This window comes from Rhodobacter sp. CZR27 (assembly GCF_002407205.1).
Classification (GTDB): Bacteria; Pseudomonadota; Alphaproteobacteria; order Rhodobacterales; family Rhodobacteraceae; genus Cereibacter_A.
Map to the genome: position 1 here is coordinate 681,549 of NZ_CP023548.1, position 23,011 is coordinate 704,559.

The following is a 23,011-nucleotide window of genomic DNA, read 5'->3' on the forward strand; positions in this document are numbered from 1 at the left end:
GCTGCGGCACACCCTGCACGAAGGCCGCCATGACGAAGCCCAACATCCTGATTCTTATGGTCGACCAGCTCAACGGGACGCTGTTCCCCGACGGGCCGGCCGATTGGCTCCACGCCCCGAACCTGAAGCGCCTTGCCGAGCGCTCGACCCGCTTTGCCAATGCCTACACGGCCAGCCCGCTCTGCGCGCCGGCGCGGGCCTCGTTCATGTCGGGCCAGCTGCCCTCGCGCACGCGGGTCTACGACAACGCGGCCGAGTTCGCCTCGGACATCCCGACCTTCGCCCATCACCTGCGGCGCGCGGGCTGGCAGACCTGCCTGTCCGGGAAGATGCACTTCGTCGGTCCCGACCAGCTGCACGGGTTCGAGGAGCGGCTGACGACCGACATCTACCCGGCCGATTTCGGCTGGACGCCGGACTACCGCAAGCCCGGCGAGCGGATCGACTGGTGGTATCACAACCTCGGCTCGGTCACCGGCGCGGGCGTGGCCGAGATCACCAACCAGCTCGAATACGACGACGACGTGGCGCATCACGCGATCCAGAAGCTCTACGACCTGTCGCGCGGCGGCGACGACCGGCCCTGGTGCATGACGGTCAGCTTCACCCATCCCCACGATCCCTTCGCGGCGCGGCGGAAGTATTGGGATCTCTACGAGGACCACCCGATGCTCGCCCCGCCCGAGCCGATCCCTTACGAGGCGCAGGACCCGCACAGCCGCCGCCTGATGGACGCCTGCGACTTCCGCGCCTTCGACCTCACCGACGAGCAGATCCGCCGCTCGCGGCGCGGCTATTTCGCCAACATTTCCTATGTGGATGACAAGATCGGCGAGATCCTTTCGGTGCTGGACGCGACCCGGCAGGAGGCCATCGTGGTCTTCGTCTCGGACCACGGCGAGATGCTGGGCGAGCGCGGCCTCTGGTTCAAGATGAACTTCTTCGAGGGCTCGGCGCGGGTGCCGCTGATGATCGCGGCGCCCGGCCTGCCTCCGGGCCGGATCGCGACGCCGGTCTCGACCATCGACGTGACGCCGACGCTCTGCGCGCTGGCGGGCATCGACATGGGCGAGGTGGCGCCCTGGACGGACGGCGAAAGCCTGGTGCCGCTCGCGCAAGGCGAGGGCAGGACCTCGCCCGTCCTGATGGAGTATGCCGCCGAGGGCTCGATCACGCCGCTGGTCGCCATCCGCGACGGACGCTGGAAATACGTCCGCTGCAAGGCCGATCCCGAGCAACTCTTCGACCTCGAAACCGATCCCGCGGAGCGCCACAACCTTGCCCCCGATCCCGCCCACGCCGAGGTGCTCGGGCGGCTTCGCGCGGCCTCCGAGGCGCGCTGGGACCTCGCTGCCTTCGATGCCGCGGTGCGCGAAAGCCAGGCCCGCCGCTGGGTGGTCTACGACTCGCTGCGGCAGGGCGGCTACTACCCGTGGGACTACCAGCCGCTGCAGAAGGCGTCCGAGCGCTACATGCGCAACCACATGGACCTGAACGTGCTGGAGGAGAGCAAGCGCTTCCCCCGCGGCGAGTGACCGTTCCGGGGCGGGGCGCGCTGCGCTGGATCTCCCGCGGCGCCCGCCCTGGGCCGGGACCGTCCGACGGGACTGTCCGCGGCAGCGCCGCCTGCGGGGGTTCGACGCCCCCGCAGGCGGCACCTTCCCCGCGGGGCGAGGCAGCGGGTGCCGTCAGGCGGCGAGGGCGCCCGACAGACCCCGGTCGATCAGGGCAATCGTTTCGTTCACGCCATAGAGCGCGATGAACCCGCCGAAGCGCGGGCCTTCCGAGGCGCCAAGCAGCACCTCGTAGAGCGCCTTGAACCAGTCGCGCAGTGGTTCGAACCCGTGTTCGCGACCCACGGCGAAGACCAGCGACTGCAGCGCCTCGGCATCCAGACCGCCGTCCCAGGCGGCCAGCCGGTCGCGCAGGTCGGCGATTGCCGCGCGCTCCTGCTCGGTCGGCAGGCGATAGACCCGCTTCGGCGCCACGAAATCGTGGAAGTAGCGCACCGCGAAGCCCGCCGCGGCATCCAGGTCGGGGTGCGTCTCGGGGCTCGCCTCGGGCGCATAGCGCCTGATGAAGCCCCAGAGCCCGTCCCTGTCCTGCGCCTGCGCGACCGAGGCGAGGTTCAGGAGCATCGCGAAGCTCACCACCATCTTCGATTCCGGCGGGTTGCCCTGGTGGATGTGCCAGACCGGGTTGTCGATCTGCTTCGCCACGTCCTGCGTCGGGTAGGCCCGGAGCTGCTGGTGATACTCGTCCACCGCCTTCGGGATCACGTCGAAATGCATCCGCTTGGCGGTCTTCGGCTTGAGGAACATGAAGTAGCTCAGGCTTTCCGTCGAGGCGTAGCTCAGCCACTCGTCGATCGTCAGCCCGTTGCCCTTCGACTTCGAGATCTTCTCGCCCTTGTCGTCGAGGAACAGCTCATAGGTGAAATGCTCGGGCTTCCGGCCGCCCAGCACCTCGCAGATCCCGTCATAGATCGGCGTGTTGGTCGAGTGGTCCTTGCCATACATCTCGAAGTCCACGTCGAGCGCGGCCCAGCGGGCGCCGAAGTCGGGCTTCCACTGCAGCTTCACGTTGCCCCCGGTGACGGGCAGGGTGGTCTCGGTGCCGTCCTCGTCGTCGAAGGTGATGGTGCCGTCCTTGGCGTTGACCTCCTTCAGCGGCACGTAGAGCACACGCCCCGAAATGGGCGAGATCGGCAGGAAGATCGAATAGGTCTGCTGCCGCTCCTCGCGGAGGCTCGCCATCATGATCTCCATCAGCGCGTCGTAGCGTTCGCAGGCGCGGAGCAGCGTCGCGTCGAACTGGCCCGACTTGTAGAAGTCGGTGGCCGAGATGAATTCGTATTCGAACCCGAAGGTGTCGAGGAAGCGGCGCAGCATCGCGTTGTTGTGGTGGCCGAAGCTTTCGTATTCGCCGAACGGGTCGGGGACCGAGGTCAGCGGCCGCTGCAGGTTCTCGCGCAGCATCGCGCCGTTCGGCACGTTGTCGGGCACCTTGCGCATCCCGTCCATGTCGTCCGAGAAACAGATCAGCCGCGTGGGGATGTCCGAGATCGCCTCGAACGCGCGGCGGATCATCGTCGTCCGCGCCACTTCGCCGAAGGTGCCGATATGCGGCAGGCCCGAGGGGCCGTAGCCGGTCTCGAACAGCACATAGCCCTTCTCCGGCGCCTTGCCCTTGTAGCGGGCGAGAATCCGGCGGGCCTCTTCGAAGGGCCAGGCTTTGGACGTCATCGCGGCATCGCTGAGGGCGGACATGGGCGGAGATCCTCGGGCAGACGGGCAGCCCCGTGCCGCCCGAACCCCCGTCTCCTATTGCCGGGGTCCGGCCGCGTCAATAATCTGCGCCGCGACCACGCTTTCAGGAATGCCCGCCGTGCCGCACACCCCGCCCTCGCTCAACCCCCAGGATGCCCTCGTGGCGATCATGATCGCCGTCTCCTTCTCGGATGCGAATGTGCGCACGGCCGAACTGATCGCCATCGAGCGGATCGTGGGCCACCTGCCGATCTTCTCGACCTACGACGCCGACCGCATCCGCCCCATCGCCGAGACGGTCTTTGACCTGTTCGAGGAGGACGAGGGGCTGGACGCGCTCTTCGGCCTGATCCGCGCCGCGCTCGACGACCGGTTGTATGAAACTGCCTATGCGCTGGCCTGCGACGTGGCGGCGGCGGACGGGACGCTCGGCCAGCCCGAGCTGCGCATGCTGGAAGAGATCCGCAACGAGCTGGACATCGACCGGCTTCACGCCGCGGCGATCGAGCGTGGGGCGCGCGCCCGCCACATGCTGATCTGACCCGGCGCGGGGCGTCCCGGCCCGTCAGGCGGGCAGGGCGGCCCAGCGTTCGATCAGGCTGCGCTGCAGTCCCCGCGCCCGCGCCGTCCATTCCGGCATTCCCTGCGGGCGCTCGCGGTCGTCCGTCGTCAGGGCGTCGCGGCGGGTCCGGTCGGCGCAGTAGATCGCGAAGACCAGGTCGCGGCCCCCCGACGGCGAGGCGATGCCGACAAGGCCCGAGACGAAGTTCAGCGTCCCGGTCTTCGCTGCCACCGTCACCGGCTGCCCCGGCTTCCGCCGACCCTTGGCCCCGCCGATCTCCAGCGTCTTGAGGATCGGCCGCAGCCCGAGTCCCCGCCGCTCGGCCTGTGCCAGCGCGCTGGCCATGTCGGCGGCCGAAACGCGCGAGCGGCCGCCGAGGCCGGAATGGTCGCGGAACTCGGCCGAGATGCCGAAGCTCCCGTTCGCCCATAGGCTCATGGCGCGCGCCGACTGCGCCAGCGACGCCTCGCCCGAGGCGGCCAGCCCCACCGCCTCGGCGGTGATGTTGGTCGAGTATTTCAGCATGTCGCGCAGGATCTCGCGCAGCGGCTCGCTCTGCCATTCGACGAGCGTGCGGCCTTCGGGGCGGACGCGCACGACCTGCGCCGCCGGCAGGTCGATCCCCTGCGCCCGGGCGAGGGTCTGGAACACCTCGGCGGTGTAGGTCTCGGGGTGGCGCACCGGAAGCCAGCGGCTTCCGGCCTTGCCAAGTGCGCTGCTGGCCACCGTCCAGCTGTCCGAGCCCTGTCCGCCCATGTAGGTATAGACCGGCAGGTCGCGCGTCACGACCTCCATCCGGGCCATGGCCACGGGCGGCACGAAGCGTTCGGCGCGGGCGTCCATCGTGACGGCATAGCCCTTCGGCGCGCGCTTCCATTCGAAATGCACGCGGTTGAAGTTCAGGTTCAGCCCCGAGAGCGCGGGGTTGTAGCCGACATGGGCGGGCTGCTCGGGGTCGATGGCCGAAATGGCGGGCAGGGCGCCGGCCTCGGCCACGTAGCGCCCGGTGACGCCGCGGACGCCGGCCGCCTTCAGCTTCGCCGCCATGTCGCCCAGCGCGTCGGTGGACAGCGTCGGATCGCCCGAGCCGGCCAGCACCAGATCGCCCTGGATGATCCCGTTCTCGATCGGGCCGGTGGCCAGCAGCCGGGTGGTGAAGCGGAAGTCCGGGCCCAGCCGATCCAGCGCGTAAAGCGCCGTGATCGCCTTGGCGGTGCTGGCCGGCGGCAGCCGGAGCGCCGCGTTCGACGCCTCGATCACCTCGCCGGTGGCGGCATCGACGGCAACATAGGCCACGGCGCCACCCAGTGCCGCGCGGGCGACAAGGTCCGACGCGTCGGGCGGTGCGGCAGCCCCGCCCCGGCGCAGCGGGCGTGGCGAGCGCGTCGGCGCCTCGGCCAGCGCCGGCGTGGCGACGCCCGCCAGAAGCGCGCCGAGCAGCCAGCGCCGGGTGAAGGTCATGCGGTCATCCTCATGCGCGCGATGGTAGCGAGCCGGGCGTGGCGCTGACAAGCCTGTTGCCGGAGGAGGTGTTGCGGATGGCGGTGCCGCAGCGTGCGCCCTGCCAGCCCTTCGTCAATCCTTGCGTGGCAGTGTGGCAGTCATGCGGACGGCTGCGGCCGCCGGCGGGCAAGGGCGAGGCGGATGCGGGGCGGTTCTCCGGCGTCACGCGCCAGCCGCTCCCCGGCCCGAACCGGGCAGGCCGCACCGCGACCCTCCGGCGCTGTTGGGCCGGTGACCGGCGGGGAAGCGGGGGAGGGGGCGGCAGGGGCCGCCCCTTCTCATTCCCGCTCCTGCCGCAGATCCTCGGGGGTCAGCCGCCAGGCGCGACCGAAGCCGCCGTTCAGGATCGCCGACACGGGCACCAGCCGGGCAAAGGCGAAATCCGCGAAATCGACGTAGAGCTTCGCCTTGGGCTGCAGTGCCAGCCAATGCTCGCGCAGGGCGGCATGTTCGGGCGTGCCCCGCGCCACGAATTCGGCCGTCACGCGGATCATCAGCCGGGGGTGCGTCAACGGGTCGCCCTTCGCGCCGGGGCTTCCGACCATCACCGCGGCGGCCGGATGGCTGCGCAGCGCCGCCATGTGCGGCGCGAGGCCCGAGACGAGGGTGAGCGGCATCCCTTCGGGATCGAGACCGAAGGCGATCAGGCTGATGCCGGGCGTTCCGGTCTCGGCATCCGTGACGGCCAGCGAGGCATGGCGCGCCTTCGCAAGCAGGGCGCGGGCCAGGATGCGGGCGTCGTCATCGGCCGCAAGAAGGGGATCGGCAGGGTCGGGCATCGTCCGGACGGGAGGGTTGACAAGTGGGGCGGAGCAAGCGTCCGCTCGGCGCATACAAGCGGTACAGGCATGTCATGCGCGAGACAACCCTCACCTTCTGGGATCATTTCCTGCCGAAGATCGTCACCGTCCTGCGCGAGGGCTACCGCCTGCGCGACCTGCGCGCCGATGCGCTGGCCGGGCTGACCGTCGCCATCGTCGCGCTGCCGCTTTCGACGGCCATCGCCATCGCCTCGGGCGTGGGGCCCGAGCGCGGGCTCTATACCGCCATCGTCGGCGGCTTCCTCGTTTCGGCGCTTGGCGGCAGCCGCTTCCAGATCGGCGGGCCGGCGGGCGCCTTCATCGTGCTGGTCTCGGCCTGCGTGATGCAGATCGGGATCGAGGGGCTGATCCTTGCCACCTTCCTGTCCGGCTTCCTGCTGATCGCGGTCGGCACGCTGAAGTTCGGCAGCTACATCCGCTTCATCCCCTATCCGGTGACCGTGGGCTTCACCGCCGGGATCGCGGTCATCATCTTCGCGAGCCAGCTGAAGGAGCTGCTTGGCCTGACGCTTGCCGGCCCCGAACCCTCGGAGATCCTGGCCAAGCTCGAGATGCTCTGGAACGCGCGCGACAGCGTGACCCCCGCGGTTGTCGCGGTCGCGGCCGGCACCGTGGCCCTGATCGAGGTGATGAAGCATCTCGCGCCGAGGCTGCCGAGCCTGCTGATCGCGGTGGTGGCGGCCGCCGTCGCGGTCGAGGTCCTGGACCTGCCCGTGGCCACCATCGGCACCCGGTTCGGCGCGTTGCCGCACATGCTGCCGATGCCGGCGCTGCCCTCTCTCACCCCCGAGGCGGTGCTGGCGGCCCTGCCGTGGGCTGTCAGCTTCACGCTGCTCGGCGCCATCGAATCGCTGCTGTCGGCGGTGGTGGCGGACGGCATGGCCGGCACCCAGCACCGTCCCAACGCCGAGCTGATCGCGCAGGGCTGGGCGAACGTCGGCTCGGCGCTGTTCGGCGGCTTCTGCGTCACCGGCACCATCGCGCGCACCGCGACCAACGTCCGGGCGGGGTCGCGCGGGCCGGTCTCGGGGATGCTGCACGCGCTGTTCATACTGGGCTTCATGCTGGTGGCGGCACCGCTCGCGGCCTACATCCCCCTGGCGGCGCTGGCGGGGGTGCTGGCCGTCGTGGCCTGGAACATGTTCGAGAAGGAGGAATTCTGGAACCTCCTGCGCACCTCGCGCGGCGATGCGATGGTGGTGCTCGCCACCTTCCTGCTCGTCGTGTTCCGCGACCTGACAGAAGGGATCGTGGTGGGCTTCGCGCTCGGCGGCCTCGTCTTCATTCGCCGCATGTCCGAGACCGCGACCGCCGAGCCCGCGCCGGTGCCCGAGGCGGGCGGCGCGGTGACGGCGGACCGGGTGATCTACCGATTGCGCGGCCCCTATTTCTTCGGCGCGGCCGCCATGCTCGGCTCGGCTCTCGACCGCTTCGCCGAACGGCCGCGGGCCTTCGTTCTTGACTTTGCCGAGGTGCCGTTCATCGACAGCTCGGGCGCGCGCTCGTTCGAGCTGCTGGCGCACAAGATGGCGCGCCGCGGCGGTCAGCTTTTCATCACGGGGGCCAATGTCGAGGTGCGCCGCGTGCTGCTGGCCCAGGGCCTGCGCGAGCCGCATGTGCGCTACCTGCCCGACGTGGCGGGGGTGGACGAAGTTCTCGGCGCAACCTGAACCGGTCGAATCGGCAGCATCCCGCGCGCGGGACGGGGCGGCATTCAGCCGCTACCGTCCCACGTTCCGCACAGGCCGCCGATGGTCCGTTGACGCGCGGTCCGCCGGGACCCGTCAGCCGCGCGGCCGAGGGCTGCCGGCAGGGCCTTGAAAAAAAGGCGCAAAACCCGCGGCCGTTCCGCCAATTTACAGAACGTCGGCCTCACCAGTAAAGAACGTTACAAAAAAAATCGCGACAGGAAAAGAGTTACGCGAAAATTGACCGATGCGTTACACTCTGTCTATTGGAGAGGGGGCCGCGACCGCGGCCGTGTGGCGGGCGGTTTCGGCCCGCGTGTAGGAGGAGCTTTCATGGATCACGCTCAGGCGCAGGCCGTTTACACGGCTTCTTCGGACTTCATCGCGCAGGCCCATGTGGACGCGTCGGGATACGAGCGGATGTATGCGGCATCCGTTTCGGACCCGGAGGCGTTCTGGGGGGAACAGGGCAAGCGGCTGGACTGGATCAGGCCCTACACGAAGGTGAAGGAGACGAGCTTCAAGCCCGGCGAGGTCTCGATCAAGTGGTTCCACGACGGCACGCTGAACGTGGCCTGGAACTGCATCGACCGCCACCTCGCGACCCGCGCCAGCCAGACCGCGATCATCTGGGAGCCGGACGATCCGAACCAGCCCGCCCAGCACATCAGCTACCAGGAACTCCACGACCAGGTCTGCCGGATGGCGAACGTGCTGGTCAGCCAGGGCGTGCGCAAGGGCGACCGGGTGGTGATGTACCTGCCCATGATCCCCGAGGCCGCCTATGCCATGCTCGCCTGCGCGCGGATCGGCGCGATCCATTCGGTCGTCTTCGCGGGCTTCTCGCCGGATGCGCTGGCGAACCGGATCAACGACTGCCAGGCCAAGGTGGTGATCACCGCCGACACCGCACCGCGCGGCGGGCGGCGCACGCCCTTGAAGTCGAACACCGACGCGGCGCTGCTGCACTGCTCGGACCGGGTGCGCTGCCTCGTGGTGAAGCACACCGGCGACCAGACCCACTGGACCGAAGGCCGCGACGTCGACGTGAAGGCGATGATGGCCCAGGCCTCGCCCGACTGCCCGATCGAGGAAGTGAACGCCGAGGATCCGCTCTTCATCCTCTACACCTCGGGCTCCACCGGCAAGCCGAAGGGCGTGGTCCACACCTCGGGCGGTTATCTCACCTACGCGGCGATGACGCACCAGCTGACCTTCGACTACCACGACGGCGACGTGTTCTGGTGCACCGCGGACGTGGGCTGGGTGACGGGGCACAGCTACATCGTCTACGGCCCGCTCGCCAACGGCGGCACCACGGTGATGTTCGAGGGCGTGCCGACCTACCCGGATGCGGGCCGCTTCTGGGCGGTCTGCGAGAAGCACAGGGTCAACCAGTTCTACACCGCGCCGACGGCGATCCGCTCGCTGATGGGGCTCGGGCCGGAGTGGGTGGACAAGTACGACCTGTCGTCGCTGAAGCTGCTGGGCTCGGTCGGCGAGCCGATCAACCCCGAGGCCTGGAGCTGGTACAACACCCATGTCGGCAAGGGCCGCTGCCCGATCGTCGACACCTTCTGGCAGACCGAGACCGGCGGCCACATGATCACGCCCTTGCCGGGCGCCATTCCGGTGAAGCCGGGCGCGGCCTCCAAGCCCTTCTTCGGGGTGAAGCCGGTGGTTCTGGACCCGACCGACGGGCACGAGCTGACCGAGATGGCGACCGAGGGCGTGCTCTGCATCGCCGACAGCTGGCCGGGGCAGATGCGCACGCTCTGGGGCGACCACGAGCGCTTCGAGGAGGCTTATTTCTCGCAATACAAGGGCTATTACTTCACCGGCGACGGCTGCCGCCGCGATGCCGACGGCTATTACTGGGTGACCGGCCGGGTCGATGACGTGATCAACGTCTCGGGCCACCGGATGGGCACGGCCGAGGTGGAATCGGCCCTCGTGGCCCATGCCCAGGTCGCCGAGGCCGCGGTGGTGGGCTATCCGCACGACATCAAGGGCCAGGGCATCTATGCCTATGTCACGCTGATGAACGGGGTGGAGCCCTCCGAGGAGTTGCGCAAGGACCTGGTGAAATGGGTCCGGACCGAGATCGGCCCGATCGCCTCGCCCGACATCATCCAGTGGGCGCCGGGGCTGCCGAAGACCCGCTCGGGCAAGATCATGCGCCGGATCCTGCGCAAGATCGCCGAGAACGACTTCGGCAGCTTGGGCGACACCACGACGCTCGCCGATCCGTCGGTGGTGGACGACCTGATCGCCAACCGCAAGAACCGGGGCTGAGGCGATGGCGGAGGGAACCGCAGGGGCGCCGGAGGGCGGCTCTGGAGCCGCCCGGCCTCTCGGAACGGCAGAGGGCGGCTCTGGAGCCGCCCGACCTCTCGGAACGGCAGAGGGCGGCTCTGGAGCCGCCCGACCTCTCGGAACGCCGGAGGGCGGCCCCGGCGCCGCCCGACCTCTCGGAACGGCAGAGGGCGGCCCCGGCGCCGCCCGGCCCGCCGCGGCGGCGGAGGGTGGCACGGAGGCGGCCGCCCGTCCGGCGGTGCTGATCCTGCTCGGGCCTCCGGGTGCGGGCAAGGGCACGCAGGCGCGGATGCTGGAGGAGCGCTTCGGCCTCGTCCAGCTGTCCACCGGCGACCTGCTGCGCGCGGCGGTGGCGGCGGGCACGCCCGCGGGGCTGGCGGCGAAGGCGGTGATGGAGGCGGGCGGCCTCGTCTCGGACGAGATCGTGCTGCGCGTCCTCGCCGACCGGATGGCCGCGCCCGACGTGGCGGCGGGCATCATCCTCGACGGCTTCCCGCGCACCGCGGGGCAGGCGGCGGCGCTTGACGCGCTGCTGGCGGGGGCGGGGCAGCGGGTGACGGCGGCGATCAGCCTCGAGGTCGACGACGCGGCGATGGTCGAGCGCGTCTCGGGCCGCTTCACCTGCGCCGCTTGCGGCGAGGGCTACCACGACCGCTTCAAGCGCCCCGCGGCGGAGGGCACCTGCGACCGCTGCAACGGCACCGAGTTCAAGCGCCGCCCGGACGACAACGCCGAGACGGTGGGCGCGCGGCTGGCGGCCTACCACGCCCAGACCGCGCCGCTGATCGCCCATTACGACGCCCAGGGCGTCCTGCACCGCATCGACGCCATGCGCAACATCGACCAGATCGCCGAGACCCTCGAAACCATCGTCAGAAACGTCTCGGACTGAACCCTGCCGCGTCCCCCGGGGAGGGGGCGCGGATGCCGTGGGTGTGCACGGCGCCAAGGCAGTGACAACGGCGCGCTCCGGCCGGGGCCCGTCCAACCGGTGAAGCATCGAGCAGCCTGATGGAAGATGTCGACACGATCGTGAGTTTCCTGGAAACGGTGCATCCCTACGACAGCCTGCCGCAGGACGAGATGGCGCGCGTCGCCGGCTGCTTCAGCCGCAGGGAGATCACCGCCGGCGAGACGGTCTATCGTCATGGCGAGCGGCTGGTGGGCCTCTACCTCGTCAAGCGCGGCGGCGTTGAGATCCTGGAACCCACGGGCGACGTGATCTCGGTCCTCGGCCCGCGCAACTCCTTCGGCGAGCGCGGGCTGATGCGCGATGGCCGCGCCGCGACCACCGCCCGGGCGACCACCGACGGCGTGCTGCTGATGCTGCCGGCGGACGAGTTCCGCCGGCTGTTCTCGACCTCGCCGGCCTTCGAGCGTTTCTTTACCCGGCGCCGCACGCAGGGCTACCGGGCCTCGGACCTGATGACCCAGAAGGTCGCGGACCTGATGGCGCGCCGCCCCGTGACCTGCCTGCCCGGCGACACGATCCGCACCGCGGCGATGAAGATGCGCGACGCCGGTGTTTCCTCGCTGGGCGTGGTGGACGGGCAGGCCTTCCTTGGCATCGTCACCACGCGGGACATGACCAACAAGGTGGTGGCGGTGGGCCTCGACCTCTCGACGCCGGTGATCGAGGTGATGACGGCCGACCCGGTGGCGCTATCACCCGACGCGCTGGGATCGGACATCCTGCACATCATGCTCGAGCGCCGGATCGGCCACCTGCCGGTGGTCGAGGACGGGCATCTGGTCGGCATGATCACCCAGACCGACCTGACCCGGTTCCAGGCGGTCTCGTCGGCGCAGCTGGTGCGCGACGCGGCCACGGCCGATTCCGTGGCGGAACTGCAGGCCGTCACCGCGCGCATCCCGAAGCTTCTGGTGCAGCTGGTGGCGGGGCACAATTCGCACGAGGTGGTCACCCGCCTGATCACCGACATCTCCGACACGGTGACGCGGCGCCTGCTGGCGCTGGCCGAGGACCGGCTGGGCCCGCCGCCGGTGCCCTACGTCTGGTGCGCCTGCGGCAGCCAGGGACGGCAGGAGCAGACCGGCGTCTCGGACCAGGACAACTGCCTGATCCTGTCCGACAGCGCGCTGCCGGCGGACGAGACCTATTTCGCGGCGCTGGCGAAGTTCGTCTCGGAAGGGCTGCAGGCCTGCGGCTATGCCTATTGCCCCGGCGACATGATGGCGACCAACCCGATGTGGCGCCAGCCGCTGCGCGAGTGGCGGCGGTATTTCCTGACCTGGATCGACACGCCGGATCCGACGGCGCAGATGCTGGCCTCGGTCATGTTCGACCTGCGCCCGATCGGCGGCGACGAAGAGCTGTTCCACAGCCTGCAGAAGGACACGCTGGGTCTTGCGGCACGAAGCTCGATGTTCGTGGCGCACATGGTGTCGAACGCGCTGAAGCACGTCCCGCCGCTGGGGCTGATCCGCGGCTTCGCCACGATCCGGTCGGGCGAGCACAAGAACCACATCGACCTCAAGATGAACGGCGTCGTGCCGGTGATCGACCTCGGACGGGTCTATGCGCTGATCGGCGAGCTGCATCCCTGCAACACGCGGGCGCGGCTGCAGGCCGCGGAACATTCCGGGGTGATCTCGGTCTCGGGCGCACGGGACCTGATCGAGGCCTATGACATGATCGCGCAGATGCGGCTGGAGAACCAGGCGCGGCTGATCCGGTCGGGCCGGGCGCCCGACAACTTCCTCGCGCCGTCGGACCTGTCGGATTTCGAGCGCAGCCACCTGCGCGATGCCTTCGTCGTCGTGCGCACCATGCAGTCGGCGCTGGGATCGGCCCGCGGGGCGCGCACCTGACACGGGCGGCGGCGCCGTCCGGCGCCTCCGCTGCCGAAGCCGGTTCCGGTCGGGCGCGGGGAGGCGCGGGCCGGGGCCTGACATGCGAGTGACGGCCATCGGCCGGACCATCGGCCGAAGGCGTGACGAGGACGATCCGCTGAAGGCGGATTGCAGGGAGGGGTGACATGGCGGACGGAGCAGGCAAACGCCGGATACTCGTGGTGGAGGACGAGGACAACATTGCCATCGCGCTGGATTACCTGATCACGCGCGAGGGCTACGAGCATGACCGGATCTCGAACGGCGCGGAGGCGCTTGGCCGCATCCGCGACACCCATCCCGACCTCGTGCTGCTGGACGTGATGCTGCCCGAGGTCTCGGGCTACGAGATCTGCCAGGGCGTGCGGCTGGACCCGACGCTCGCGGATGTGAAGATCCTCATGATGACGGCGCGCGGCTCGGCCATCGAGCGCAAGAAGGGCCTCGCGCTCGGCGCGGACGGGTTCATCTCGAAACCCTTCGAGCTGAAGGCCCTGCGCGCCGAGGTGCGGCGGCTGCTGGGCGAGGGGGAGTGAGCCATGCTGCAACGCCTCGGCCTGCGCGTCAGGATCCTTCTGTTCTTCGCGGTGCTTGCGGTGGGCGCCAATGTGGCCGTCGCCGTGGGCCTTGCCTTCGCCTACCGGCGCATCAGCGAACCCGCCCTGCTGCCGGCCTTCCAGCAGGTCGGCCTAGTGTCGGGCTTCGTCATCCTGGGGCTGGTGACCTGGGTCTGGTATCTCTTCGATGCAAACGTGGCGCTGCCGATCATCCGGCTGGCCGGAAAGCTGCGCGCCCGCGCCCATGCGGGCGTGGACGGCGCCATCGAGGAACCGACGGCCCGCTATCTGGGCGATCTTGCGCCCGCCGCCTCGGCCACCGCGCTGACGCTGGCCGAGACGCGCAACGCGCTGGCCGAGTCGGTCGCGCGCGAGACCTCGCGGCTTTCGGCCGAGAAGGCCCGGCTCGAGGCGCTGCTGTCGGACGTGCCGGTGGGCGTGCTGCTCTGTTCGGGCGATCACCAGCTGGTGTTCTACAACGGCCCCGCGACCGACCTGATGCATGCGGTGGGCGCGCCGGGGCTGGACCGCAACCTGTTCGACTACCTGCGCGAAGGCCCGATCCGCCACGCGCATCAGCGGCTGACCGAGGCGGGCGACCCGGATGCGGCCTCGGACATCCTGTGCACCACCGTGGTGGGGGCGCGGGTGCTGGCGGCGCGGATGCGGCTGATCGCGGGCGAGACGACCAAGCCCGGCTACGTGCTGACCCTGCGCGACGTGACTTCGGCGCTCGCCTCCTATGCCCGGCGCGAGGCGCTTCTGGCCGAGGTGTTCGACCGCCTGCGCCGTCCGGCCGCCAACCTTCAGACCCTGTTCGAGGTGTTGCCCGCCGGGACCTGTCCGCCGCCGAATGTCGAGCGTGCGCTGCGCGAGGAGGTGGCGGGGCTGGCGCTGGCGGTCAACGACCTGGGGCGGAAGCACGAGGAGAACCGGCACGACGGCTGGCCGCTGGCCATCACCCGCGCCTCGGACCTGCTGGACGGGTTGCGCGCGCGGCTGGAGCAGGCGGGCCTTTCGGCAGAGGTCGGCGACGCGCCGCTTCTGCTGCGCTGCAACGGTTTCGAGGTGATCGGCCTAGTGGCCACCGTTGCCGCGCGCGTGGCCGCGCGCCGCTCGGCCGACCGTTTCCGGGTGACGCTGACCGAGGACGGCACCGAGGCCATGCTTCGCCTGCACTGGCAGGGGGCGCCGCTTCCCGTGGGCCTGCTCGAGGACTGGCTGGCCGAGCCGCTGGAACCCGGCGTGCCCGAGGTGACCGGCCGCACCGTGCTGTCCACCCACATGACCGAGATCTGGCCCGAAAGCGCGGGGGCCGGCGAACGCGCGGTCTGCCTGCCGTTGCGCGCCGCCCGCCGCACGGGTCCGCGTCCGCCGGCCATTCCGCGCGCGGTGGTCTATGACTTCGACCTGCTGTCGAAGGCCCGGAACGAGAAGGTCGCCGACACGCGGCTCGAGAGCCTGACCTATGTGGTGTTCGACACCGAGACCACCGGCCTCATGCCCTCGCAGGACGAGATCGTGCAGATCGCCGCCGTCCGCATCGTCAACGGTCGCCGCGTCGAGGGCGAGGTCTTCGACACGCTGGTCAACCCGCGCCGGCCGATCCCGCCCACCTCGACCGAGGTGCATGGCATCACTGACGCGATGGTGGCCGATGCGCCCGACATCGTCGAGGTCGGCCGCGCCTTCCACAAGTTCGCCGAAGGCGCCGTGCTGGTGGCGCACAACGCGCCCTTCGACATGGAATTCCTGCGCCGGGCCGAACCCTACATGAGCCGCCGGTTCGACAATCCCATTCTCGACACCGTGCTGCTGTCGGCGGTTCTGTTCGGGCAGGCCGAGGTGCACAGCCTCGACGCGCTGACCCACCGCCTTGGCATCACCATCCCCGAGGAGGCCCGCCACACCGCCATCGGCGACACCGTGGCGACGGCCGAGGCTTTCCTGAAGCTTCTGCCGATGCTGCAGGGCCGCGGCTTCGAGACCTTCGGCTCGGTGCTGTCCGAGGTGCGGCGGCACGGCCGGCTGCTCACCGATCTGAACGAGAGCCACCTGACCGAGGCCTGAGCGCGCCCCCGCGTCCTTCGGGCGGGCTTCATGCCGTCAGGGCGGGGCCCTCGGATGCGGATGGGTGGAGACCCTCGCGGCGGCACTCGACCTTGTCGGTCGGCAGCCGGCGGTTCAGGCGAACGGGTCCTCGGGATAGCCCACGCCGGTCAGGTAAAGCCCCTGCGGCGGGCAGACCGGGCCGCAGGCGGCACGGTTGCGGGCCTCCAGCGCGGCCTTCACCTCGTCGGGGGACCAGGCCCCCACGCCCACCCGCTCCAGCGTGCCGACGATGGAGCGGACCTGATTGTGCAGGAAGCTCCGCGCGCGCAGGCGGAAGCGGTATTCGACGCCGTTCGCGACCTCGGCCACCTCGAGCGACAGCTCGTCCAGCGTCTTGACCGGCGAGGCCGCCTGACAGCCCGCGGCGCGGAAGGTGGTGAAGTCGTGCCGCCCCACGAGATGCGCCGCCGCGGCCCGCATCGCCTCGGCGTCCAGCGCATGGGGCACGCGCCAGACCCGGCCGCGGTCATGCACCTCGGGCGCGCGGCGGGACAGCAGCCGGAAAAGATAGCGCCGCTCGATGGCCGAGAAGCGGGCGTGGAACTCGTCCGGCACCTGCGCCACGGCCACCACCGCCACCGGATGCGGGCGCAGATGGGCATTCAGCGCGCCCGCCAGCCGGAACGGATCCCAGTCGCGGGCCATGTCGCAATGCGCGACCTGCCCCGTGGCATGCACGCCCGTATCGGTGCGCCCCGCGGCGGCGATCGTGTGCTCGCGCGGCTCGAGCCGGGCCAGCGCGGCCTCGATCGCGCCCTGCACCGAGGGCAGCGTCGCCTGTCGCTGCCAGCCGGCGAACGGGGCCCCGTCGTATTCGATCTTCAGCGCGTATCTGGGCATGCGCTTCCCGTAGCATCCGGTGGGGGCCAAGCCAAGGCTGCGGCCTGTTGGCACAGGCTGCGGTCGTGCCTACATGACAGGCCGGCAGCCGCCTATCCTCAAGGGCGGGTAAACGAGAGGCAGGCGCGTGGTTCTCCGCAGACTGACCGACGGTGTGGCACGCGGAATCGAGGGTGCTGTCACCACCGTCTCCGAGACCTTCTTCGAGCCGGTGGTCCGGCTCGGGGTGACTGGCCTGTCGCGGGCCGGCAAGACCGTCTTCATCACCGGGCTCGTGGCGAACCTCCTCGACCGGGGTCGCATGCCGCAACTGCGGGCGCAGGCCGAGGGCCGGATCAGCGCGGTCTTCCTGCAGCCGCAGCCCGACGACACGCTGCCGCGCTTCGACTTCGAGAACCACCTGTCGGCGATCCTTGGCGACGAGCCGCGGTGGCCGTCCTCGACCCGCTCGATCTCGGAACTCCGGCTCTCGTTTCGGGTCCGGCCCTCGGGCATGATCGCGGGACTGACCGGGCCGCGCACCGTCCATCTCGACATTGTCGACTATCCCGGCGAGTGGCTTCTGGACCTGTCGCTGCTGGAAAAGAGCTATGCGCAATGGTCCGAGGAGACGCTGAAGCGGATCACGCCGCGCCCCGAGGCCGCGGACTATCTGGCGATGGTGCACGGCATCGACGGCTCGCAGCCGCTGGAGGAGCCGCAGGCGCTGGCGCTGGCGGCAAGTTTCACCGGCTACCTGACGGCGGCGCGCAAGGCGGGCTGGTCGGACTGCACGCCGGGGCGGTTCCTGCTGCCGGGCGACCTTGCCGGCTCGCCGGTGCTGACCTTCGCGCCGCTGCCCCTGCCGACCCAGACCCCGCGCGCGAGCCTCTGGCGCGAGATGGGCAGGCGTTACGAAAGCTACAAGGAAAACGTGGTCAAGCCGTTCTTCCGCGAGCATTTCTCCAAGATCGACCGGCAGGTGGTGCTGGTCGATGCGATGGGGGCGATCCACGCCGGCCCGCAGGCGCTGGAGGATCTGCGCCGGACGATGGCCGAGATCCTCTCGGCCTTCCGGCCGGGCCGCAACTCGTTCCTGTCGACGCTGCTTCTGGGCCACCGGGTGGAGCGCATCCTGTTCGCGGCCACCATGGCCGACCACCTGCACCACACCCAGCACCCCAAGCTGACCGCGATCATGGAGGCGATGCTGCGCGAGGCGCGCGACCGCGCGGCCTTCGCCGGCTCGCTGACGGCGGCCATGTCGCTTGCCTCGGTCCGCGCCACGGTCGAGGAGGAGGTCACGCGCCACGGCGAGACGGTCGAGGCCGTCCGCGGCCGCCTTCTCGCCAACGGACGGCAGGTCGCGATGTATCCGGGCGAGTTGCCCGCGGACCCGAGCAAGATCCTCGCGCCCGCCCGCGAAGGGGCCGAGCAGTGGCTCGATGCCGAGTTCGCGCTGATGAACTTCGCGCCGGCCCGGGTGCTTCTGAAGCCCGGCGAGGGGCCGCCGCACATCCGGCTCGACCGCGCCGCCGAATTCCTGATCGGCGACCGGCTCTGAGCCGGTCGCCTTCCGCCGCCTGCCCGAAGGGAGATCGGCCATGATCGACAAGCCGCCGCCCAGGAAGCCGATGCTGCTTGACTGGGAAACCGGCGAGGAGGGCGCCACCGCGCCCGTTCCGCCCGCGCGCCCCCCGCGGGGCGTGCCGCCGCCGCCCGAGAGGGTGAGCGGTCCCACGCCGGCCGATGTGCCTCCGGTGCCCGACATCGACCTCGACGTGCCGAAGGGGCAGGCGATGCTGGCCGCCAGCCGCATCGCGACGGTGCGCGGCTCGCGCCTCGGCCGCTTCGCCGGCTGGGTGTTCGGCACGCTCTTCGCCTTCGTCCTCTCCGTCGCGGCATGGGATTTCGTGGCGGGCCTGCTCGGCCGGAACACGGTGCTGGGCCTTGTCGGCTTCGTGCTGATCGGCCTTGCCGTCGTGACGGCCGCGGCACTCGGCCTGCGCGAATGGTGGGCCTATGTCCGCCTCGCCCGTCTCGACCAGTTGCGGGCGGATGCGCTGGCGGCGCGGGCGAAGGACGACCTCAAGGCCGCGCGCCGCGTCGTGGCCTCGCTGGAAGGGATCTATGCCCACCGGCCGGACCTGCGCTGGGGCCGCGCGCGGCTTGCCGAGCGGCATGCCGAGGTCTTCGACGTGGACGGCCTGCTGAACCTTGCCGAGACCGAGCTGCTGACCTCGCTCGACCAGAGCGCGCGGCGCGAGATCGAGGCCGCCGCGCGGCAGGTGGCGGCGGTGACGGCGCTGGTGCCGCTGGCGCTGGCGGATGTGGCGGCGGCGCTCTACGCCAACCTGCGCATGGTGCGGCGGATCGCCGAGATCTACGGCGGCCGCTCGGGCAGCTTCGGCAGCGTGCGCCTGCTGCGCCGCGTCTTCGTCTCGCTCGTGGCGGCCGGGGCGGTGGCGGTGACCGATGACCTGCTGCAATCGGTGGCCGGCGGCGGGGTGCTGTCCAAGGTCTCGCGCCGCTTCGGCGAGGGGATGGTGAACGGCGCCCTGACGGCGCGCGTGGGCGTTGCCGCGATGGAGCTCTGCCGGCCGCTGCCGTTCCACGCGGCACCCCGGCCGAAGGTCACGAACCTCGTCAGCCGCAGCCTGACCGGCCTCTTCGACCGCTGAGCGCGGTGCGGGGGCCGGTCGCCCTTCTGCGCGCGGAGGGCCACTGGACCGTTCGCCGACCCAAGGCTATAAGCCCCGCATGAGGCATCGCATCGCGACCATCATCCGAATTACCGGCCCGGCGTCCTGATCCCAGGCGCCGGGTTCCGCATGCCGTGGCGCGAGAGCCCCGAGGGGCCGCGCCCGATCCCCCGATTCCCACAAGGACCGCATCCGATGTCCGCCGATACGACCACCGTCCCTGACTACAAGGACACCGTCTTCCTGCCCGAGACCGACTTTCCGATGCGCGCGGGCCTGCCCCAGCGCGAGCCGGAGTGGTTGAAGCGCTGGGCCGAGATCGGCGTCTACGACCGCCTGCGCGCCAAGGCCGCGGGCCGCGCGCCCTTCACGCTCCACGACGGCCCTCCCTATGCGAACGGCCACCTCCACATCGGGCACGCGCTGAACAAGATCCTCAAGGACATGGTGGTGCGCAGCCAGCAGATGATGGGCAAGGACGCCCGTTATGTCCCCGGCTGGGACTGCCACGGCCTGCCGATCGAATGGAAGATCGAGGAGCAGTACCGCGCGAAGGGCCTGAACAAGGACGACGTGGACGTGGTCGCCTTCCGGCAGGAGTGCCGGAAGTTCGCCGAAGGCTGGATCGACGTCCAGCGCGAGGAGTTCAAGCGCCTCGGCGTCACCGGCAACTGGGCCGAGCCCTACCTGACCATGGACTTCCACGCCGAGGCGGTGATCGCCGACGAGTTCATGAAGTTCCTGATGAACGGCACGCTCTACCAGGGCTCGAAGCCGGTCATGTGGAGCCCGGTCGAGAAGACCGCGCTGGCCGAGGCCGAGGTCGAATACCACGACCACACCTCGCACCAGATCTGGGTGAGGTTTCCGATCGTGTCGGCCGGATCGTTCCCGGATGCCGAGGCGTGCCTGCATACCGAGGCGCTGGCGGCTTCGGTCGTGATCTGGACCACGACGCCCTGGACCATCCCGCAGAACCGTGCGGTGGCCTTCTCGCCCGAGATCGCCTACGGCCTCTACCGCGTTGAGGCGGTGGCCGAGAACTCGACGGCGAAGATCGGCGAGACGGTGATCCTCGCCGACAAGCTGGCAGAGGGCATCTTCAAGTCGGCCCGCGTCGAGGGTTTCGCGCGTGTCCGCGGCGTCGCGGCCGAGGAGCTGCGCGGGCTGGTGCTGGCCCATCCGTTCCGCGGGCTTGAGGGCTCGGCCGGCGAATGGGACTTCGACGTTCCGATGCTGCCGGGCGAGCATGTGACTGACGACGCAGGCACGGGCTTTGTCCATACCGCGCCCAGCCACGGCGACGACGACTACCAGCTGGGCCTGAAGTTCGGCCTGCCGATGACTTACAACGTGCTCGAGGATGGCTCCTACCGCACCGACCTGCCGCTCTTCGGCGGGCAGGTCATCATCACGTCCGAGGGCAAGGAAGGCCCGGCCAACGTCGAGGTCATCAAGGCGCTCGCCCGCTCGGGCGCGCTGATCGCCAAGGGCAAGCTGAAGCACTCCTACCCGCATTCGTGGCGGTCGAAGGCACCGCTGATCTACCGCAACACGCCGCAGTGGTTCGTGGCGATCGACCACACCCTGAACGACGGCATGGGCGAGCACGGCGACACGATCCGCAAGCGCGCCCTGCGCTCGATCGAGGAACTGGTGAAGTTCACCCCCGTCTCGGGCCGGAACCGCCTGCATTCCATGATGGAGGCGCGGCCCGACTGGGTGCTGTCGCGCCAGCGGGCATGGGGCGTGCCGCTGACCTGCTTCGTGAAGAAGGGGGCGCGGCCCACCGATCCCGACTTCCTGCTGAAGGATCCGGCCGTCAACGCCCGCATCGTCGCGACCTTCGAGGCGAAGGGTGCGGACGTCTGGTACGTCGACGGCTTCAAGGCCGAGATCCTCGCCGGGCTTCACGACCCCGAGGCCTACGATCAGGTCTTCGACGTGCTCGACGTCTGGTTCGACAGCGGATCGACCCACGCCTTCGTGCTGCGCGACCGCGCGGACGGCTCCGAGGACGGCCTCGCCGACCTCTACCTCGAAGGCACCGACCAGCACCGCGGCTGGTTCCACTCCTCGATGCTGCAGGCCTGCGGCACCAAGGGGCGGGCGCCCTATCGCGGCGTGCTGACCCACGGCTTCACGCTGGACGAGAAGGGCATGAAGATGTCCAAGTCGCTCGGCAACACGGTCGCGCCGCAGCAGGTGATCGACGAATACGGCGCCGACATCCTGCGGCTCTGGGTGGCGCAGTCGGACTTCACCGTGGACCTGCGCATCGGCAAGGAGATCCTGAAGGGCACCGCCGACAGCTACCGCCGCCTGCGCAACACCATGCGCTACATGCTGGGCGCGCTCGCGGGCTTCTCCGAGGCCGAACGGGTCGAGCCGGCTGACATGCCGGAACTGGAGCGCTGGGTGCTGCATCGCCTCGCGGAACTCGACGTCGAGGTGAGGAAGGGCTACGCCACCTATGACTTCCAGGGCGTGTTCCAGCGGCTCTTCACCTTCTGCACCACCGACCTCTCGGCCTTCTACTTCGACATCCGCAAGGACGCGCTCTATTGCGACGGCCCGGCAAGCCTCCGCCGCCGCGCGGCCCGGACGGTCATGGACCTGCTGTTCCACCGCCTGACGACCTGGTTCGCGCCGATCCTCGTCTTCACGATGGAGGACGTCTGGCTCTCGCGCTTCCCCGGTGCCGACAGTTCGATCCATCTGCAGGACATTCCCGACACCCCTGCCGACTGGCGCGACGAGCCGCTGGCGGCGAAATGGGCGACGCTGCGGCAGGTGCGCCGCGCCGTCACGGCGGCGCTCGAGGTGCAGCGGACGGCCAAGGTCATCGGCGCGAGCCTCGAGGCCGCTCCGGTCGTGCATGTCGCGGATGCCGAGGTGCTTCAGGCGCTGAAGTCGGTGAACTTCGCCGAGGTCTGCATCACCTCGGATCTCGTGCTGACGGGCGATCCCGAGCCGAACGAGGCCTTCCGTCTGCCCGAGGTTCCGGGGGTCGGCGTCGTGTTCGAAAAGGCCGAGGGCGAGAAATGCGAGCGCTGCTGGCAGATCCTGCCCGATGTGGGCTCGCACAAGCACCCGGGCACCTGCGCCCGGTGCAATGACGTGCTCGGATGAGGCGATCCGCGGGGTCCTGATGGACCTCGCGCAGGAACGGGGCAGGGGCCGCAGCTTCTGCCCCTCGGAAGCCGCGCGGCGCCTGGCGCCCGAGTGGAGACAGTTGATGCCCGACATCCGCCGCGTGGCGCAAGCCTGCGCCGCCGAGGGTCTGCTCTGCGCGACACAGAGGGGCCGGCCGGTCGATCCCCGCACGGCACGCGGGCCGATCCGGCTCGCGCTGCCATGAAGGCCTCGTTCCTCTCGCCCCTCGGCCGGCTGGTCCTGACCGAGGAGGACGGACGCCTCACGCGGCTGGCCTGGAGCGACGAGCCGGGCGGCGAGACCTCGCCCCTGCTCGACGAGGCCATCGCGCAGGTGCAGGCCTATTTCGACCGGCGCCTGACGGTTTTCGACCTGCCGCTTGAGCTGGGCGAGGGGCGGCAGGCGCTGTTCCTCAAGGCGCTGCGGCGCATCCCCTTCGGCGAGACGCGGCGCTATGACGAGCTGGCGAAGGCGCTCGGCATCAGCGCGCAGGCGGTGGGGCAGGCTTGCGGGCGTAATCCGCTGCCGATCCTCGTGCCCTGCCACCGGGTGCTCGCGGCCACGGGGCTGGGCGGTTTCTCGGCGCCCGGCGGGATCGAGACCAAGGTCGCGCTTCTCCGTCACGAGGGTGCGCTTCTGCTCTGATCCTCGGG

The 23,011-nt window shown here is 70.1% G+C and carries 17 protein-coding genes; 13 read left to right on the forward strand and 4 right to left on the reverse strand.

The window, feature by feature from the left end; genetic code table 11:
• Positions 1–29 precede the first annotated feature (29 nt).
• Positions 30–1,535 (forward strand): choline-sulfatase, encoded by a 1,506-nt coding sequence (gene betC / locus CK951_RS03520; protein WP_096787148.1) that lies wholly within the window; start codon positions 30–32, stop codon positions 1,533–1,535.
• Between the two features lie 153 nt (positions 1,536–1,688).
• On the opposite strand, the gene CK951_RS03525 is transcribed toward betC, so the two are convergent.
• Positions 1,689–3,269, reverse strand: a complete 1,581-nt coding sequence (locus tag CK951_RS03525; RefSeq protein ID WP_096784838.1) for a lysine--tRNA ligase — start codon at positions 3,267–3,269, stop codon at positions 1,689–1,691.
• 109 nt (positions 3,270–3,378) lie between these two features.
• On the opposite strand from CK951_RS03525, the gene CK951_RS03530 reads away from it, so the two are divergent.
• Positions 3,379–3,810 (forward strand): tellurite resistance TerB family protein, encoded by a 432-nt coding sequence (locus CK951_RS03530; protein ID WP_096784839.1) that lies wholly within the window; start codon positions 3,379–3,381, stop codon positions 3,808–3,810.
• A gap of 24 nt (positions 3,811–3,834) precedes the next feature.
• Here the strand turns inward: CK951_RS03530 and dacB are convergent, their stop codons facing one another.
• On the reverse strand, positions 3,835–5,292 hold the full coding sequence (gene dacB, locus CK951_RS03535) for a D-alanyl-D-alanine carboxypeptidase/D-alanyl-D-alanine-endopeptidase (RefSeq protein WP_096784840.1): 1,458 nt from the start codon (positions 5,290–5,292) through the stop codon (positions 3,835–3,837).
• 320 nt (positions 5,293–5,612) lie between these two features.
• A complete protein-coding gene (locus CK951_RS03540) occupies positions 5,613–6,113 on the reverse strand; it encodes a HugZ family protein (RefSeq protein ID WP_096784841.1) in 501 nt (166 codons plus the stop codon).
• 74 nt (positions 6,114–6,187) lie between these two features.
• On the opposite strand from CK951_RS03540, the gene CK951_RS03545 reads away from it, so the two are divergent.
• The 6 genes from CK951_RS03545 (at position 6,188) to CK951_RS03570 (ending at position 15,639) form a co-directional block, all read left to right on the forward strand.
• Positions 6,188–7,825: a SulP family inorganic anion transporter gene (locus CK951_RS03545; RefSeq protein ID WP_198402394.1), complete on the forward strand. Its 1,638-nt coding sequence runs from the start codon at positions 6,188–6,190 to the stop codon at positions 7,823–7,825.
• Between the two features lie 351 nt (positions 7,826–8,176).
• Complete coding sequence (acs, locus tag CK951_RS03550; protein WP_096784842.1) at positions 8,177–10,138, forward strand: acetate--CoA ligase; 1,962 nt, start codon at positions 8,177–8,179, stop codon at positions 10,136–10,138.
• Positions 10,139–10,397: 259 nt separating this feature from the next.
• Positions 10,398–11,051, forward strand: coding sequence for an adenylate kinase (locus tag CK951_RS03555; RefSeq protein ID WP_096784843.1), 654 nt, complete (start codon positions 10,398–10,400; stop codon positions 11,049–11,051).
• Positions 11,052–11,170: 119 nt separating this feature from the next.
• Positions 11,171–12,991 carry a DUF294 nucleotidyltransferase-like domain-containing protein gene (locus CK951_RS03560; RefSeq protein WP_096784844.1) on the forward strand — a complete coding sequence of 607 codons (1,821 nt, stop codon included), beginning with the start codon at positions 11,171–11,173 and terminating at the stop codon, positions 12,989–12,991.
• Between the two features lie 167 nt (positions 12,992–13,158).
• Complete coding sequence (locus CK951_RS03565; RefSeq protein WP_096784845.1) at positions 13,159–13,548, forward strand: response regulator transcription factor; 390 nt, start codon at positions 13,159–13,161, stop codon at positions 13,546–13,548.
• A gap of 3 nt (positions 13,549–13,551) precedes the next feature.
• On the forward strand, positions 13,552–15,639 hold the full coding sequence (locus CK951_RS03570; RefSeq protein ID WP_096784846.1) for a 3'-5' exonuclease: 2,088 nt from the start codon (positions 13,552–13,554) through the stop codon (positions 15,637–15,639).
• Positions 15,640–15,753: 114 nt separating this feature from the next.
• Here the strand turns inward: CK951_RS03570 and truA are convergent, their stop codons facing one another.
• Positions 15,754–16,521, reverse strand: coding sequence for a tRNA pseudouridine(38-40) synthase TruA (gene truA / locus CK951_RS03575; protein ID WP_096784847.1), 768 nt, complete (start codon positions 16,519–16,521; stop codon positions 15,754–15,756).
• A 127-nt stretch (positions 16,522–16,648) separates the two neighbouring features.
• Between truA and CK951_RS03580 the strand changes: the two genes are divergently transcribed.
• The 5 genes from CK951_RS03580 to CK951_RS03600 all read left to right on the forward strand — a co-directional run bounded on the left by CK951_RS03580 (position 16,649) and on the right by CK951_RS03600 (position 23,003).
• Positions 16,649–18,064, forward strand: a complete 1,416-nt coding sequence (locus tag CK951_RS03580) for a YcjX family protein (protein ID WP_096784848.1) — start codon at positions 16,649–16,651, stop codon at positions 18,062–18,064.
• Between the two features lie 40 nt (positions 18,065–18,104).
• On the forward strand, positions 18,105–19,181 hold the full coding sequence (locus CK951_RS03585; RefSeq protein WP_096784849.1) for a YcjF family protein: 1,077 nt from the start codon (positions 18,105–18,107) through the stop codon (positions 19,179–19,181).
• Positions 19,182–19,397: 216 nt separating this feature from the next.
• Positions 19,398–22,334: an isoleucine--tRNA ligase gene (ileS, locus tag CK951_RS03590; protein ID WP_096784850.1), complete on the forward strand. Its 2,937-nt coding sequence runs from the start codon at positions 19,398–19,400 to the stop codon at positions 22,332–22,334.
• The gene (locus CK951_RS03595) at positions 22,318–22,563 is read left to right on the forward strand and encodes a DUF3253 domain-containing protein (protein ID WP_096784851.1); all 246 of its coding nucleotides are present in this window, start codon (positions 22,318–22,320) and stop codon (positions 22,561–22,563) included. Before ileS ends, CK951_RS03595 begins: the two co-directional genes overlap by 17 nt.
• Complete coding sequence (locus CK951_RS03600) at positions 22,560–23,003, forward strand: methylated-DNA--[protein]-cysteine S-methyltransferase (RefSeq protein ID WP_096784852.1); 444 nt, start codon at positions 22,560–22,562, stop codon at positions 23,001–23,003. Before CK951_RS03595 ends, CK951_RS03600 begins: the two co-directional genes overlap by 4 nt.
• Positions 23,004–23,011 lie beyond the last annotated feature (8 nt).

What these genes read in the sequence shown, in the direction of transcription:
- CK951_RS03565 (WP_096784845.1), top strand. Translation starts at nt 13,159, where the DNA reads ATGGCGGACGGAGCAGGCAAACGCCGGATACTCGTGGTGGAGGACGAG.
- CK951_RS03545 (WP_198402394.1), top strand. Translation starts at nt 6,188, where the DNA reads ATGCGCGAGACAACCCTCACCTTCTGGGATCATTTCCTGCCGAAGATC.
- dacB (WP_096784840.1), bottom strand. Translation starts at nt 5,292, where the DNA reads ATGACCTTCACCCGGCGCTGGCTGCTCGGCGCGCTTCTGGCGGGCGTC.
- CK951_RS03600 (WP_096784852.1), top strand. Translation starts at nt 22,560, where the DNA reads ATGAAGGCCTCGTTCCTCTCGCCCCTCGGCCGGCTGGTCCTGACCGAG.
- CK951_RS03560 (WP_096784844.1), top strand. Translation starts at nt 11,171, where the DNA reads ATGGAAGATGTCGACACGATCGTGAGTTTCCTGGAAACGGTGCATCCC.
- ileS (WP_096784850.1), top strand. Translation starts at nt 19,398, where the DNA reads ATGTCCGCCGATACGACCACCGTCCCTGACTACAAGGACACCGTCTTC.
- CK951_RS03570 (WP_096784846.1), top strand. Translation starts at nt 13,552, where the DNA reads ATGCTGCAACGCCTCGGCCTGCGCGTCAGGATCCTTCTGTTCTTCGCG.
- betC (WP_096787148.1), top strand. Translation starts at nt 30, where the DNA reads ATGACGAAGCCCAACATCCTGATTCTTATGGTCGACCAGCTCAACGGG.
- truA (WP_096784847.1), bottom strand. Translation starts at nt 16,521, where the DNA reads ATGCCCAGATACGCGCTGAAGATCGAATACGACGGGGCCCCGTTCGCC.
- CK951_RS03585 (WP_096784849.1), top strand. Translation starts at nt 18,105, where the DNA reads ATGATCGACAAGCCGCCGCCCAGGAAGCCGATGCTGCTTGACTGGGAA.
- CK951_RS03530 (WP_096784839.1), top strand. Translation starts at nt 3,379, where the DNA reads ATGCCCGCCGTGCCGCACACCCCGCCCTCGCTCAACCCCCAGGATGCC.
- acs (WP_096784842.1), top strand. Translation starts at nt 8,177, where the DNA reads ATGGATCACGCTCAGGCGCAGGCCGTTTACACGGCTTCTTCGGACTTC.
- CK951_RS03525 (WP_096784838.1), bottom strand. Translation starts at nt 3,269, where the DNA reads ATGTCCGCCCTCAGCGATGCCGCGATGACGTCCAAAGCCTGGCCCTTC.
- CK951_RS03540 (WP_096784841.1), bottom strand. Translation starts at nt 6,113, where the DNA reads ATGCCCGACCCTGCCGATCCCCTTCTTGCGGCCGATGACGACGCCCGC.
- CK951_RS03595 (WP_096784851.1), top strand. Translation starts at nt 22,318, where the DNA reads ATGACGTGCTCGGATGAGGCGATCCGCGGGGTCCTGATGGACCTCGCG.